The 16,011-nt window shown below is 40.2% G+C and carries 12 protein-coding genes; 5 read left to right on the top strand and 7 right to left on the bottom strand.

Annotated elements, in window-relative coordinates; genetic code table 11:
- Nucleotides 1-444 precede the first annotated feature (444 nt).
- Complete coding sequence (locus tag QXL17_07245; protein MEM4258926.1) at nt 445-1,404, top strand: hypothetical protein; 960 nt, start codon at nt 445-447, stop codon at nt 1,402-1,404.
- A 136-nt stretch (nt 1,405-1,540) separates the two neighbouring features.
- On the opposite strand, the gene QXL17_07240 is transcribed toward QXL17_07245, so the two are convergent.
- The 3 genes from QXL17_07240 to QXL17_07230 form a co-directional block, all read right to left on the bottom strand.
- Nucleotides 1,541-3,298, bottom strand: a complete 1,758-nt coding sequence (locus QXL17_07240) for a NosD domain-containing protein (GenBank protein MEM4258925.1) — start codon at nt 3,296-3,298, stop codon at nt 1,541-1,543.
- On the bottom strand, nt 3,265-3,861 hold the full coding sequence (locus QXL17_07235) for a hypothetical protein (protein ID MEM4258924.1): 597 nt from the start codon (nt 3,859-3,861) through the stop codon (nt 3,265-3,267). The genes QXL17_07240 and QXL17_07235 overlap by 34 nt, the downstream gene beginning before the upstream one ends.
- A 301-nt stretch (nt 3,862-4,162) precedes the next feature.
- Nucleotides 4,163-4,645 (bottom strand): NAD(P)H-dependent oxidoreductase, encoded by a 483-nt coding sequence (locus QXL17_07230; protein ID MEM4258923.1) that lies wholly within the window; start codon nt 4,643-4,645, stop codon nt 4,163-4,165.
- Nucleotides 4,646-4,831: 186 nt separating this feature from the next.
- Between QXL17_07230 and QXL17_07225 the strand changes: the two genes are divergently transcribed.
- Nucleotides 4,832-7,306, top strand: a complete 2,475-nt coding sequence (locus tag QXL17_07225; GenBank protein MEM4258922.1) for a NosD domain-containing protein — start codon at nt 4,832-4,834, stop codon at nt 7,304-7,306.
- 9 nt (nt 7,307-7,315) lie between these two features.
- Here QXL17_07225 and iorB read toward each other — a convergent pair whose 3' ends face one another.
- From iorB to QXL17_07210, 3 genes are all read right to left on the bottom strand, one after another.
- On the bottom strand, nt 7,316-7,927 hold the full coding sequence (iorB, locus tag QXL17_07220) for an indolepyruvate ferredoxin oxidoreductase subunit beta (protein MEM4258921.1): 612 nt from the start codon (nt 7,925-7,927) through the stop codon (nt 7,316-7,318).
- Nucleotides 7,927-9,801, bottom strand: coding sequence for an indolepyruvate ferredoxin oxidoreductase subunit alpha (gene iorA, locus QXL17_07215; protein ID MEM4258920.1), 1,875 nt, complete (start codon nt 9,799-9,801; stop codon nt 7,927-7,929). Before iorA ends, iorB begins: the two co-directional genes overlap by 1 nt.
- Before the next feature lie 141 nt (nt 9,802-9,942).
- Entirely contained in the window at nt 9,943-10,089 is a 147-nt protein-coding gene (locus tag QXL17_07210) for a hypothetical protein (protein ID MEM4258919.1), read from the bottom strand.
- A 446-nt stretch (nt 10,090-10,535) separates the two neighbouring features.
- On the opposite strand from QXL17_07210, the gene thiD reads away from it, so the two are divergent.
- The 3 genes from thiD to acs all read left to right on the top strand — a co-directional run bounded on the left by thiD (nt 10,536) and on the right by acs (nt 14,500).
- Nucleotides 10,536-11,924, top strand: coding sequence for a bifunctional hydroxymethylpyrimidine kinase/phosphomethylpyrimidine kinase (gene thiD, locus QXL17_07205; GenBank protein MEM4258918.1), 1,389 nt, complete (start codon nt 10,536-10,538; stop codon nt 11,922-11,924).
- A gap of 49 nt (nt 11,925-11,973) precedes the next feature.
- Complete coding sequence (gene albA, locus QXL17_07200; GenBank protein MEM4258917.1) at nt 11,974-12,261, top strand: DNA-binding protein Alba; 288 nt, start codon at nt 11,974-11,976, stop codon at nt 12,259-12,261.
- 283 nt (nt 12,262-12,544) lie between these two features.
- Nucleotides 12,545-14,500: an acetate--CoA ligase gene (acs, locus tag QXL17_07195; GenBank protein MEM4258916.1), complete on the top strand. Its 1,956-nt coding sequence runs from the start codon at nt 12,545-12,547 to the stop codon at nt 14,498-14,500.
- Nucleotides 14,501-14,808: 308 nt separating this feature from the next.
- Here acs and QXL17_07190 read toward each other — a convergent pair whose 3' ends face one another.
- On the bottom strand, nt 14,809-15,825 hold the full coding sequence (locus tag QXL17_07190) for a hypothetical protein (protein ID MEM4258915.1): 1,017 nt from the start codon (nt 15,823-15,825) through the stop codon (nt 14,809-14,811).
- Nucleotides 15,826-16,011 lie beyond the last annotated feature (186 nt).

Here is a 16,011-nt window from a genome sequence, read left to right as displayed (position 1 = left end):
AGCCCGGTGAATGTGTGGAACATCCCGGGCTTTCTTGATAATTTTTCATAGGTCAGCATCTCTACATCCCATCCGATGTAGAATATATATGCTAGGGGTTAAAAATTGCTATTTCGCAAGAGGTCTAATGTCGTTGCAATATTCAACGAACGGAGAAAGTGTGGCAATGAAGGTGTTGTGTCATCAATGTAAAACCGAATACGATTGGGACAGCGAAGATATTTTTATTCATCCCTCGACAGATACAATTGATTTTACATGTAGAACTTGCCTGAAAGAAAAACGAGCATATAAGAAAAATAAAATACACTTAAAAAAATAACAAAGCACTTTTTACGCGACATAAAGGCAGTTCAAACAGGTTTTTTCCACTCTTTGTCACAAAAATTTATATAGTATATGCTAGTATAGTAATATATACGGGAGTGTAAGGGGGAAAGAATAATGAGAAAAATACTCTTATATAGTATAGTACTTAGTATTGTACTTAGTTTAGTCTTTTTAGGAATTCAAGCTAGCGCTTCATTTCAAACCACAACAAAGGTTTCTCAACCCGACGTCACTCGTATCACAACCTATGAAGATGATCTTGATCAATCAATGACAGAATGTGATGGCGAGGTTCCTATTGGACGATATGTTCTTTCCGGTAACAAGATCAATATTTCACTTGCACAGTCCTTCATACCGCAGAGAGAAGTATTGACCAGAACTTATCTATATATGGCACGCAACAGTACTGCGACACAACCGTGTGTTGTTGCACTCCGTGATTCCCTCACAGGGGGCAATCTGGCATCGGTCAAGCTCGACGCATCAGCATTTCCTGTTTATGATCCTCTGGTGCATAATTTTGCATGGATAGAATTCGATCTACCTGATCTGTGGGTTACTTCAGGACAACCTTATTATCTGGTTCTCTACACAGCAAACATGACTGACAACTGTTACTGGATTGGAGGGCATGGATTCGATCTGTATCCAAACGGTAGCGCATTTATTTCAATAAATGATGGTGCAACTTGGCAGGAATTTACTGATGGGGATGGATGTTTTAAAACCTATGGACTTGAAGAAACATTCCTTGAAATCTACTATGAACCGCCACTGTTTTCTTTTCTACCAGGTAGTTTGAAAATAAAAAACATTGGTAATGTTACCGCTTGGGATATCGTTGGGAAAATATCGATAACAGGAGGAATTTTCGGCAGAGTCAATAAAACCATCATCAACACTTTAGATCGTCTTGACCCAGGAGAAGAAGCCATACTCACATTGAGTACTGGTTTACTGTTTGGTTTCGGTCAGATTACTATCAAATTGAGTATTTCTGCAGCAAATGTTCGAGAAATTTCCATATCACGACAAGCATTTTTGTTGCTTTTTTACATTATCATAAAATAGAACACCGCCGTTACTCTTCGTTACAGCAGCAAATGCCATCACAGCGAATGTATCTCAAATAATACATTACCAAAAAATAAATAAAAAAAGAAAAAAGAGAGATGGAGCTTTTCTTCTGGTGAGGTCCAACCATTATCTACTTTCTAAGGATGTATTCGGTCATAAGTGGATAATGATCAATGTTTCCTTCACAGATGTAATACGGTGTATCACCGATGCCATCGCCGTTTGCATCTATACCGGTGTAATCACTCCAGTAATTTCCACCGATTGGATACCCGAGATCCCAGATATTATATGAAGTATTATGGCCACCAACCTGTCGAGTATTATTAATGAAGTTATTATGGTAGAAAAGGTTACTGTTGGAGTATGACTGGAGTACTCCTATTCCATTCCATGCAACGATATTTTGTTGTAGGACATTCATACTAACATTATACAGAGATATTCCGGCATTTCGATTACCAAGAATCATATTATTGCTGATGCTGTTTCTATTGCTGGACACCATGACGTTAAGTCCATATTCTCGATTTCCTTCCAGGATGTTATGTGAAATAACATTATGCCACGAATAGGTTAAAAAAATACCTAGAGCGTTGTTAGTAATCAAGTTGTCGTAAATACCGGTAAATGAGGTATGCGAGCAATAAATTCCGTTTCCATTTCCTGTGATCATATTTGTTGAAATATTGTTTCTCGAGCTCCATACATTAACCCCGGAAAGCGGGAATGGGCCACTGTTTCTGATAGTTAAGTGGGTAACGATGACATTATCTACAAGAATGGATACAACATCGCCAATCCCTCGTCCGTCAATAATGCTGTCGTACACTGCTGTTCCTTGTAAGGTAATCGATTTGGTAATAATGACATTTTCATAAAACGTTCCGATGCCAACTAAAATTGTATGCCCATCGATTGTATCTGGATCATCAATTGCTGCTTGTATTGACGAAAATTTTTCATGAGTATTCAGGTTTGTCACTTCTACTATTGATGTATTTTGTCCATACGGACGCATCAATGGATAGCGATCAGTACCAGAACCACCAGGAATTATATACGGTACATCACCGATGCCATCGCTGCCGTTTATATTTTGCTGAGGTCCTGTAAAATAATCAGAACCAGTATAATCGCTCCAGTAGTTCCCGCCAGAGGGATATCCGTTATCCCATGTATTATTTCTTGTGTCCCTCGCTTGAGCAGCATTATCGATAAAATTGTTGTGATACAGTAAGTTTTGGATTGAATTTATCGCTGAAACTCCAATGCCGTTTTCTTGTACGATGGTTTTTTTGATAATATTTTGGCTGGAATGAGTAATCAGAATCCCCTGTTGACTATTCTGTTGTATGATACAATCTGAAATGGTATTTGCTGTTGAATATTGAATGCAGATTCCGATATTTGTATCGATGATCCTAATATCAGAAATGTTACTACCTCTTGATTGGACACACAGACCTTGATATGGTGTACTATTGGAATCGTTGTCATCAAAATTATCTCGTAGTGTGAAATGTGCAAATGTTACGTCATCTTCAATTACTGAAACGACATAGCCGTATGAATTATAGACAATGATGGTGTCGCTACGACTTTCTCCAAGAACAGATATTGTTTTATGGATTTGAATATTTTCATAATATATTCCATTGTGTACGTAGACGATTCCCTGTTCTGCTACAGCGTTGATGCCCTGCTGAATGGAGGCAAAATGATCATATCCCCAGCCACTGGTGTTAGTATTAAAATCATCATCGACATGAACAATTGTAGGTCCTGATGGTACATCACAGATAAGGATTGTTGTGCAGTTGCTTTGGTATCCTTCTTTGAAAGCGCAGAGGTCTACAAGTGTATTGCTGGTGACGTTTGGTGCCATGAGTGTATATTGCCATGCATATCAGTTAAGAGATCCATGTATTGGTACGATATGTGAACATAGGGGACAGGTAACCCAAAAGAAGTAATGACGACATAAAATTGGGTGTTTTCCTGTACTTGTGCTGGTGCATGTATTTCTAACGGTAAGAAAACCACTACGTTTTTCACGGTAATGTAGGTTACTGCATCTTTATAACCCTGCTTTTTTGCCTTTATAAAGAACGTCGTCGTGTTATCAACTAAGGGTGCAGTCAACTCAACGACACCATTGCTATTTGTATAATATGAACGATTGTTCCACCCAACAGTTATCACTGCTTTTTCAATAGGTTTTCCAGATACTGTCGTTACAAAAACCAAGAAGGTTTGACCCTCGGTAACGTTGTTGGGAGCAGAGAGGATCATTCGGTTTACGGCATCTGGAGTAGGTTTTGTTGATACGGGGCTTGATGATTTGGAAATGCCCGTCGGTGATGGTGTCGATATGGCTGTTGGTCCCATTGTCGAAAGTATGGTTGCTACTACTGCTATTATGACAAGTTTTTTTGTGTGTTTATTCATATTTTTTCTCCTTTTTATATCTTTATGTTTGTTTTTCTTAGGCAAGTTTGGTAGTTATACTATTAAAATATAAAGCTATACTATTAAAATATAAATATATAAATATTTTCTGTTAAAATTTCAAAATGATACTTTTTCATTTCTTGGTTTACTACAATCGTCAAACACTAGGATTATTGAGTCCTGAAGACCACTCAGATCGCCCATTTTTCAGCACCACGCAGCACTTAGTGTGAGATGTTTTTCATCATTGTGGTCGACAGCAATCAAAGGTTGATCCTCTTAAAAAACTTCCTTTCTCTTATTTTTTTAACTGTTTGATCAAGAGGGCAACCCGTTTGCCAAGCTTACGTGCATTTTCAATGGTTTCTTTGTCAGGAGCTCCAGTACATGACACGCCGTAATGTCCTGACGCATCAAGTGGGTCACCCACGATAATCATGCCGTTAATCAGCATTGCCTGGATGATGGAGAGTAAGGTTGTTTCTTTGCCACCGGATTGGTCAGCGGAGGTTGCAAAGGCTGCCCCGATTTTATCTTGCATCTTGTTCCGAATGCTGACAAACCGATCAAACACACTTTTTAATTCTGAAGCCATTGTACCGTAGTAGACCGGTGATCCTGCGATGATTCCATCGGCAGAAATAAAATCTTCTTTGGTCACCTCACCGGTTGATTTTATAACACATATGATATTATCAACCTGGCGAACTCCATCAGCTATCGCATCAGCTAATTTCTTCGTATTTCCTGTTTTTGAGTAGTATAGTACTAATACTTTCATAACTTATCACGATGCAATCAACCATCAATTATTACTACCTTTCTACTTTTCACAATGATTTTTTCTGAGAACTTGTACAACATACATCACCAGAAAACTACCTTATTTTTTCATAATCATTATTTTATAAAAAAATATAAATATATCCTAAGAACACAGATATAACTATATTCTTAGGGGGATTATATGATGAACAATGTACCTAATTTCTATAAATTCTTTATTGTTGTTTTAGTACAAGTATTTATAATAACTCCAGGTCTTGCTCGAACACCAATTTCAGATCATAGTTTTACTTCACCAACAAACCCAACAAACGTTTGGTATGTACCAGATGATTTTCCAACGATACAGCAAGCAATTGACGCGGCACAACCCTATGATTCTATATATATTAGAAATGGAATTTATTATGAACGAATCATCCTTTCCAAACCACTTACTATTTTGGGAGAACGAGAGCAGACAACCGTTATCGATGCCATGAATCTTGGAAATGTCATCACAGTGGCAAGCAATGAAGTAACTATCTCACATGTAACTCTTAAAAATGCAGCAGCGTGGCCAAACAGCGGGATATATGGATATTCAACAAAGAATCTTCTCATATCAAATATTAGTATCACAAACACTCAATTCGGCATTTGGTTAGAATACTCTGCCGATCATAACAAGATACTCAATACTACATTCTCATCAAATATTTATCGAGATATCTTTATTTTTGGAAGTATGAACAACACGATATCACATAATAGCATACTATCTAACTGTGAAGATGGTATTTATCTCAGAGCATGCCATCAAACAATTATCACATACAACACTATCGCAAATCATACAAAAAACGGCATACTTCTTGAATTCAAAACAACAACCTCTCTCATAACTCAAAATACTATTACGAAAAATAATTATGGCATCAGGCTAGCAGAATCCACCAACAATACAATATCACATAATCAGATATATGCTAACCAAGGAACCTCAGGAATTGGTTTCATGATAAATGCAGGAAGCCATAATAACTCGATCACGAACAATCTTTTTTCAGCAAATAAAGGTACTGCTCTTTCTATTGACCAATCCAACAAGATCCTAATTACAGGAAATCAGTTTACCAACAATCTCGATGGCGTCGTTCTCACCAACGCATGTAACATATCTCTTTGCTCTAATACGTTTACAAATGATGGGCTTGCTGTTCTTAATTCCGAAAACAACATCGTCCAATCAAATTACGTTAATGAAAAACCACTGGTCTATCTCGAACGAACAGAAAATGTTACCATCGACATGAAAGATTCTGCGGGTCAGGTTGTATTAATTAACTGCCGGAATATTTCTGTCAAGAATCAAAATCTATCAAACACATCAATAGGAATCGAAATCTGGAATAGTACCAAATGTGATATAAAAAACAATGTTATTCTCAACAATGGCTTCGGTGTCTATAGCCGTCTCTCACAGCATAATCACATTTGTAATAATGTTATATCAAAGAGTTATTGGGATGGCATTAGCCTCTTATACTCACATAGAAACATAGTAGCATATAATACGATAACCAATAGCACTCGCCATGGACTGTATCTTTTAAAATCATGCAACCATACAATCAATCGCAATACTCTTTCGTTCAATCAAAATCAAGGAATATTTCTTCAAACATCAAACCATAATATACTAACAAACTGTACCATTACCTACAATACTGGCGGTATGTACATTTTACTGAGTTCATCGTATAATGTTCTCAAGAACAACAAGATCACTGCAAATTTTATCGATGGTGTTTGGGTCAGTCACGGAAGTAACAACAACATCTTTTCATATAATAATATCAGTAATAATCTCAGACGGGGTATCACTCTCTCTATGCAAAGTACGTACAACACTCTTCACCATAATACTTTTATGAATGATGACAACAGCTACGACACAGAACCGACTCAGTGGGATGATGGAACGTATGGGAACTACTGGAGCGATTATACTGGCATCGATGAAAACAATGACGGTGTCGGGGATACACCCTACACTGTTCCTGGACGAAATAACCAAGATCGATATCCTCTAATGCATCCACCTCAACCTGAGCAAGAACCTGATGAGTTAGTTGCAGATGCGCATGGTCCATATACTGGATTTATATATGAAAACATCCAGTTCACTGGATCTGCAACCGGTGGAGTACCATCATATTCTTACTCCTGGAACTTTGGAGATGGTACATTATCAAAGGAACAAAACCCGATACATTCATACGACACTGAAGGGAGGTATACCATCACACTCACAGTAACCGACCAGCACGGAACAGTTGCACAGAATACAACAACTGCAACAATACTTCAAAAACCATGCGAGATCCAAATTACCAACATCAAGGGTGGTTTTGGAATTACTGCAACCGTAAAAAACATAGGTACAACCGCTCAGGAAAACATACCCTGGAGTATTCAACTCCGAGGAGGCATTATTCTTATGAATAAAGATATACAAGGGACTATTTCTTCTCTTGATCCCGGTCATGAAACACAGATCAAATCTGGTTTGATTCTTGGACTTGGTAAACCAACAATTACAATTACTGCAGGATGTACAACAGAAAAACGTCTCGGAACACTTCTGTTCTGCTTCATAGGAAATATACAGTGAGAGCAGAGGTCACCGCTCATATTTTGATGTATGATATGCCTTCATACCACCTTCAAAAGCCTTCCGGTTCACATCCTTATATTTCTCAGGAATTGCTTCTAAAATAGTATCAAGTAAAATATCAGATGAAAACGGAAGCACCTCTGATGCTGCAAGCGCACCAAGCATTACAATATTTTTTGTAATCACTGCCCCTGCTTCTCGAGCAACATGTAATGCGTCAACCGTATACACAATTCCATATCGTTTGAGTTCCGCACATACCTCTTCGAGTTTTGGGTACTGCTCACCACCAACAGCAACAGTAAATGGGATAACCGGATTGATATCAGTTATAATCTGGGTTTTCTTATTGGCATACATAATATACCGAAGTGCTTCGATAGGTTCTAAACTAAGGATAACATGAGCGCATCCAGTTGGTACAAGCGGACTTGCAACATCGCCCATACGAACCATGCAGTTGACTGTCCCGCCACGTTGTGCCATCCCATGAATCTCAGATGCAATGATATAGGTGTTTGTTTTTACCGCTGCTTTTCCAAGGATGTTTGCTGCAGTAATCACTCCCTGCCCACCAACACCAGCGATCACAATGTTTGTCTGTTTTAACATAGTCATCAGTCCCCCACCACATGAATCGCGTGGAACGGGCAGATTTCAGCACAATTCCCACATCCGTTACACTGCGTTGGATCAATGTTGACACTGCCATCTTCTCCATAGAACTGTGCTGGACAGCCGAACCGCCCAATACACGTCTTACATCGCTTGCATTCTTTCTGATCGATGGTATAAACTGATTTTTTTTCACCTGCTTTTCGCTTCCGTTCCAGTTCAAGAAGAATACAGGGTGATTTACTCACCACAACCGCTGTCCCCTTAAAATCAAGAGCACGTTTGAACGCTTCAGTGGTTGCTTTAATATTATTCGGATTCACCACTTCAAGGTGTTGTACTCCGAGACCTTTAACGACATCTTCAACGAGCAACATTTTCGCTGGACGTCCCATCCCATCAAACTCAGTCCCAGGATGGGGTTGATGACCAGTCATTGCCGTTGTTCGATTGTCTAAGATGGTAATTACCACGTCATGGTTATGATGTACTGCGTTGATGATCGGAGGAATTCCTGAATGGAAAAATGTCGAATCACCCATAAATGATACAACTTTCTGATCGGTTGCAACTGCGAGACCAGAAGCAGTTCCAGCGTTGGACCCCATGCAAAACAGCAAATCAGCGGTTTCCAATGGTTTTTCTTTTCCCAACGTATAGCAACCGATATCGGTCGGATATACTGTCTCTTTTGGTGCAGCTTTTCGTACTGCATAGTAGGTTGCTCGATGTGGGCATCCTGGGCACAGCGACGGCGGTCGACTCGGTAGTTTGAGTGTAGACTGCACTGGTTTCGGATACGGTGATTTCATCTTGAACAGTTTTGCATATGCCTGTGCTACAAGCTCAGGGGTATATTCGTATAACCGAGAGAAATGTCCTGATGATTTTCCAAAAATCTTTACATCAGATCCAAGATCATAGGCAAGTGCTTTCAGTTGGTTTTCAAGAATTGGTTCAAGTTCTTCGACCACGAGAACCTGGGAACATGAGTTCAAAAACTTTTCACAAAGTTTCCGGGGAATCGGGTGGGTCATTCCGAGTTTTAGCAATGAGACATCAAGGTTCATAACCTTGGCGACTTCATGAGCATAGGTTACTGAGACACCAGATGCGATAATGCCAACATCTTTTGGCGTACCAATTTTGATAATACTGTTAAAAGGAGATTTTTCAGAGATTTTTTCCGCCCGCTCCATTTTTTCTAACAACACAGGATGTTGAGCACGTGCAGTTGATGGAACTGTGACGAGTAGAGGATTTTTTTCAAAACGACCTTTCCGTCGAGGTTTGGTCATAGGTTTTAGAAGTACAGGTCCTCGAGCATGATTGAGTCGTGTCGTCGTCCGCATAAGTACCGGAAGACGAAGTTCCTCTGAAAGATCAAAACCAATCCTCGTCATTTCTTTTGCCTCATCAGGAGTTGAAGGTTCAAGCATCGGTGCACTTCCAAACAACGCAAAATATCGATTATCTTGCTCATTTTGCGATGAATGACAATACGGATCATCAGCTGATACGATAATATGACCACCTTTGCAACCGACATACAGATACGTCATGAACGTGTCACTAGCAACATTCAACCCAACGTGCTTCATACAGGTCAGTGATCGTAACCCGCAGACTGATGCAGCTGCAGCAACCTCCAGGGCAACTTTTTCGTTAATCGAATATTCAAAATAAAAACCAGGATCAATCTGTTCATGGGTCGCTTGACGAGCTATCTTTGAAAACGTATCAGCGATTTCTGACGATGGCGTCCCGGGATATGTTGTTGCAACATCCACACCAGCTTCTAATGCACCTCGAGTGATTGCTTCGTTTCCAAGTAACAATTTTTGAATGCCTGGAGTATCTTTGAGAAGTTCATGCATACCAATCATACATCCGTAATTCTTAGGAGAAAATAGGCGGTTTCCCCGTTGTCCTGGTAAATGAAAACCACATATAAAGCTAACGAACCAGAAAAAAGGTTTACCCAGAAGTAAACTGAGGTTTTATCAGGTTTACTCATCTCAGTGAAATGCTCGTAGTGAAACCGGTTTAACTGCATAGCTACACGCATCACTAGCTAAAATCATAGCTGCGAAAAAAATTATTAAAACCATGGTTAATTTGAGAGCTTGGAAGGAATGAGCTGGTAGTTTTCGAGTGCATCCCATCCCTCCTAGTGAACCAGCAATCCTTCCCTTTTTCTTATGATTTTTTATCAAGCATTTTGACCCGCAAGAATCATGTTTTTGCACTGCAGACAATAAAGTATTTGAATACATGACAATATTACATTCACGACGTGGAGAGGAGCTCGGGATTCCACAACTGCAAACCACCTTGTTACTCCTGGTGCAGTGAGAAATTCCAAGACCACGGAACTCTTCATTCACCAACACGATGTGGAGGGATGACCCATGACCCAAGCACTACATAAAACTGTATCGTTTCATCAACCGAAAGCTGCACCAAAGCAAATACCGTTATTTGAAGAGGAAGACGACGGCAAACTCATCCCATACCATAAAGAAACCTAATTAATCACGCGTGCAATTCTATTTTTTTTCTTTGGTGAAAAATACATATAAACCACTCCCATATCTATCCTTTTTTTCATATGAGAAAAAACGTTGTCCTCAGCATAGCAGGGTCAGATCCATCAGGCGGGGCAGGCATCCAAGCAGATCTGAAATCCTTTTCATATCTTGGCCTCCATGGTGCAACTGTTGTTACCTGTGTCACCGCGCAAAACACACAAAAGGTAACCCACATCCATAAGATACCGGTTGATATCATTGAACAACAACTTGATAGAATCTTTGAGGATTTCACGGTCACGTGTGTAAAAACCGGGATGCTGTATGATGCTGAAATCGTTGCATGTGTTACTCGAAAACTGCAACAAGAAAAAATCAGACCAGTTGTTGATCCTGTCATGGTTGCAACTAGCGGTGATAACCTTGCTCAAACAGATTTTGCAGACACGCTAAAAAAACATTTACTCCCTATTTCCTGTCTTCTCACAGCAAACATTCCAGAGGCAGAAAAACTCACACACACCAAAATCCGCTCAATAGAAGATATGCGAACATCATGTCAAACACTTGAACAATTCGGGCCAGATATGGTACTTATCAAAGGCGGACATCTTCAGTCGCACAATGCAACCGATGTTTTTTTCGACGGTACCACCACGTATGAATATTCTTTGCCAATGATACATAATACAAAAGCACATGGATCAGGGTGCACCCTCTCTGCATTAATTACAGGACTTCTTGCAATGAATAAACAACCAGCAGATGCAGTACGTCACGCTAAATGGATCACCTGGAACATGATCAACCAAGGATACCATCCAGGCAAAGGCTCTGATGTTCTCAATCATCACCTCCAACCTATGCATACGCAACCACCAGTAACCAACGAAGAAATCACAGTCTGGATTACCTTAAAAAAAGCACTCGATGATCTGTTACTTCTCATACCTGTTGATCTCATTCCTGAGGTAGGAATAAACTTTGTCTATGCAATACCACATGCACAACATCACCATGAAGTTTGTGGGTTGTCTGGGCGGATTATCAAACGAAACACTACACCATGGTGCTGTGGCGAACTATGCTTTGGCGGATCCAAACATGTTGCTGCAATTGTTCTTGCCGCATCTGCGTGTGACCCCTCGGTTCGTTCTGCGCTGAACATCAAATATTCACCACTCCTTATTGACACTTGCCGTAACCATGGTTTTACTGTCGGATGTTTTGACCGAAAAGAAGAACCTGCAGATACTCCATCAACGATGGAATGGGGGACACGCCTCGTTGTTCAACAACTTGGGCAGGTACCTGATATTATCTATGATAAAGGAGCTGTCGGCAAAGAACCAATGATTCGCATTCTTGGAAAAGACCCCTCAGATGTTCTCGTTAAACTCCAGAAGATTATCACAAATAAGGGTAAAACCCAGGAAAAAATTCGAAATATTTATAAACAAAGACATTGATAGATGACTTGTCAATCACTGAGCTAATAATCAGGGAGGTAAAACAATTATGACGACAAAAGAAACAAGCGAAGAAAACGTGATATATATAGGAAACAAACCACCAATGAGCTATGTTCTCGCAGTGGTAACACAGTTCAACAGCGGGTCAAATGAAGTAATCATTAAAGCCCGCGGACGAGCAATCAGCCGAGCAGTTGATGCTGCAGAAATCACACGGAATCGCTTTGTCCCCGACGCAAAAGTCAAAGAAATCCGCATCGGAACCGAGTCTATTACCAACGAAGAAGGAAGAACATCAAACGTATCATCAATCGAGATAGCACTTAGTAAATAGAAAAACGATAGATCTTTTTCTGGTGGGGAGACTATCTCAAACTTCTTTTCTAATTTATATTTAGTTGTTGATAGAAAAATAATAAAAAAAGAGTCTGTTGGCCGTTGATTCAATCAACAGAGGGAAAAAGCAGTTTCTCGATGCAAAACTTCTTAAACCGTTATCGTATAGTGGCACATTCCTACCTCTGGGTACAAACCATTCAGAGTAGGTTATATATGCTCAGAGAGGAAAAACTACCGATACTAACACAGGTTAAAACCTGGGAGAGGTTGAAAAAAATATGGCACCTGAAAATGTTTCAGTACTCTTAGATGAAAAACGAGTGTTTAAACCCTCGAAAGAATTTGTAAATCAAACCAACGTGAAGCAGTGGATGGACAAACACGGCATCAAAACTCTTGACGATCTCTATAAAAAAGCTGAAAACTGGGAATGGTTCTGGAGCGAAATCGCAAAAGAGATTGTAGAATTCTATACTCCGTACAAAAAACTTATTGAATGGAACCTCCCCTATGCAAAATGGTTTGTTGGCGCACAGTACAACATTGTTCATGATTGTGTTGATAAACATGTTCATAGCTGGCGGAAAAATAAAGTTGCCTACATTTTTGAAGGCGAACCAGGAGACGTTCGAAAATTAACCTACCACGACTTATCCATTGAGGTTAACAAACTTGCAAACGCATTAAAAAAACTTGGGTTGAAAAAAGGAGATCGCGTTGGTATCTATCTTCCCATGATTCCTGAGCTCCCCATCGCAATGCTTGCCTGTGCAAAACTTGGCATCATCCATTCCGTGGTGTTCTCAGGGTTTAGTGCAACTGCATTCCGTGATCGGATGAATGATTGCGAAGCAGCAGCAGTGATCACCTGTGATAGTTTCTGGCGCCGGGGTAAAAAAGTACCCTTGAAAAAACAAACCGATGAAGCACTCAAAGAAACACCGAGTGTCAAACATGTCATTGTCTACAAACGAACCGATGACCCGGTAGATTGGACCGAAGGACGTGATCTCTGGTGGCATGACATTACGAAAAACATGTCCCATGAATGCCCCACTGAAAAACTTGATGCAAATGATCCCTTGTTCTTCTTGTATACCTCAGGTACAACCGGAAAACCAAAAGGAATCATTCATGCTCATGGCGGATACGCTGTTGGTACAGGATACACTCTGAAATGGGTTTTTGACATCAAAGATGAGGATATTTACTGGTGTGCCGCTGATGTCGGCTGGATTACAGGTCATTCATATATTGTATATGCACCGCTTATTCTCGGTGCAACCTCGATTATCTATGAGGGGGCACCCGACTGGCCGCAACCAGATCGATGGTGGGAAATCATCGAAAAATACGGTGTTACCATTCTGTATACTTCACCGACGAGTATTCGTCTGTTCATGCGATTTGGAGAGGAATGGGTAAAAAAACATAATCTAAGTACGCTGCGACTTCTCGGCTCAGTTGGAGAACCAATTAACCCTGAAGCATGGATCTGGTACTACAAACATATTGGAGGCGAACGCTGTCAAATCATGGATACCTGGTGGCAAACTGAAACAGGTCATTTTGTCATTTCACCATTGCCGATAACGCCGTTGAAACCTGGTTCAGCAACCCGTGCACTTCCAGGACTTGCAACCGATGTGTACAACGAGGAAGGAAAACCAGTGAAAAACGCAGGCGGAAATCTCGTCATTACCCATCCGTGGCCCGGCATGCTCCGAGGTATTCATAAGGGTCCAGAACGGTATAAAGAGACGTACTGGAGTAAATTTAACGGTGTGTACCTTGCCGGAGATGTTACAAGAAAAGATGATGATGGATACTTCTGGATACAGGGACGAGCAGATGATGTTCTCAAGATATCAGGTCATCGGATTGGCAACTCAGAGGTAGAATCAGCATTAGTCAGTCATCCGATGGTTGCAGAGGCAGCAGTGATTGGAAAACCCCATGAACTCAAAGGAGAATCAATCACCTCTTTTGTTGTTTTGAAAAAAGGCGTAACTCCATCTGAAGAACTGAGAAAGCAACTTGCTGAACATGTTTCAAAAGAGCTTGGTAAAATTGCGAAACCCGATGAAATCTGGTTTGTTTCTGATGTTCCAAAAACACGCAGCGGAAAAATCATGCGTCGGGTAATCCGAGCGAAGGCACTCGGTCAGGAAGTAGGCGATATTTCAACGCTTGCAAATCCTGAAGCCGTCGATGAAATTGGAAAGGCAGCTTAAATCTGATCCTTTTCTTTTTTCTTTTCTTATTTTTTATCCTTAAGTACGTAAGTTTTTTTCTGGTACCACTTGTCATAGATCCTTGGTATGAATTGTCCAATAACACGTTTTAAGCAAAAAAGATAGAGTATCTAGTGAGGTGTATGATACCATGAATAAGAATGTGGAAGAACAAATCAGAGAACTTTATGAAGAGGCAATCTACTGGCATCTCATTCATCAAGGATATAAAGTACATCGCCAGGCAATTCATCTTCGTTTAAAAGAATAAACAAAAAGAGAAATACATAGTATTTTTTAACACGTGTTTATTCTTCTGTTATGAAGATCAGAAACAGGAAGATGAATCCTTTTCTAGTCATGACTGTAGAATCCCCTTCATCACAGGTTGCACTCAGGGTGACTGTTGTCTTTCCAAATCCAAGAATACGACTTGATTTCAACACCTGTTCACTACCTGGAAGGAGCACTCCTAGTGTTCCCGTGGTTTCTTTCCCGCGGAAAATGATCCCGCCATCAAGTTTAATACTCCAGGAGACGTTCGTCGCTGTTCCATCTCCAATGTTCATGAGTACTGTCTGGATGCTCATCCCGCCGATTGCAACATCAAATTCTAAATCAGGTTGTGGCTGCGGAGTCGTCTCTGCTTCGATTGTGATATCATCATAGTACACTGGTGTCGATCCGTCGGCAAATAGATCAACACCACCAAGCTGTCGTGGTCCACCTTGACTGACGCCGTCTGTCCAACTTTTCTCAGTGAGGAGAGCTCCGTTATAATATACTTTTTGAATATCTGCAGCTAAATCGATCTCCACACGGAGTTCAACCCAGCTTCCAGTAATCAACGGTAGCTGCTCTCCTTCATATTCAGATTCAACAACACCGTATTCGCTATCAAATCGTATCTGCGTTGACCAAAACGATGCATCCCCATTATATTCACTTAGTAAAATAAAGTATGACTGCCCGGCAAAATCCTCAGGGACAAAGACCCATGTGGTAAATGTGATGTTTCCCTGGTTCAGATCATTCCACGTATGAACCATATCTGCATTTTCTTTTATTTCAACAGAGTTTGGTGTACTTCTTGCGTGATCATCAGTTACTTGTGCATCAGCAAGAGGGCTGTTTCCCCAGCCAAACCAACCTCCTTGTCCATGTAGTCCACTTCCTGTAGTATAATTATCAAAATTCTCTGACCATACTACGTCTCTGGTGTTTTCAGTTTTTACACAAATCTCTTTGTCTGCACCAACTCTCGGGATCAAACCAGCTAACAAAAGACAACATATTGCCCCAACAACGAGTACTTTATTTTTCATCTTTTTCCCCCAATATAAAAGAAAAAATAACCTGCTATATATAAATTTTACTCAGATCGCGGCTTCATCCCGAAATAGATAATTAAGGAAGAAACATTCATTTTTTCATTGGATGGGACGCGCAAAGAAAAGGATTAATCCAACAGTTGCGAACCATGTGAACCGCAATTTCACCGCCGATTTCAG

The sequence above is a fragment of the Candidatus Thermoplasmatota archaeon genome, assembly GCA_038884455.1.
Lineage (GTDB): Archaea > Thermoplasmatota > E2 > DHVEG-1 > DHVEG-1 > JAWABU01.
The sequence above is the reverse complement of the archived record's forward strand: the minus strand, read 5'-3'. Positions and strand labels throughout refer to the sequence as shown.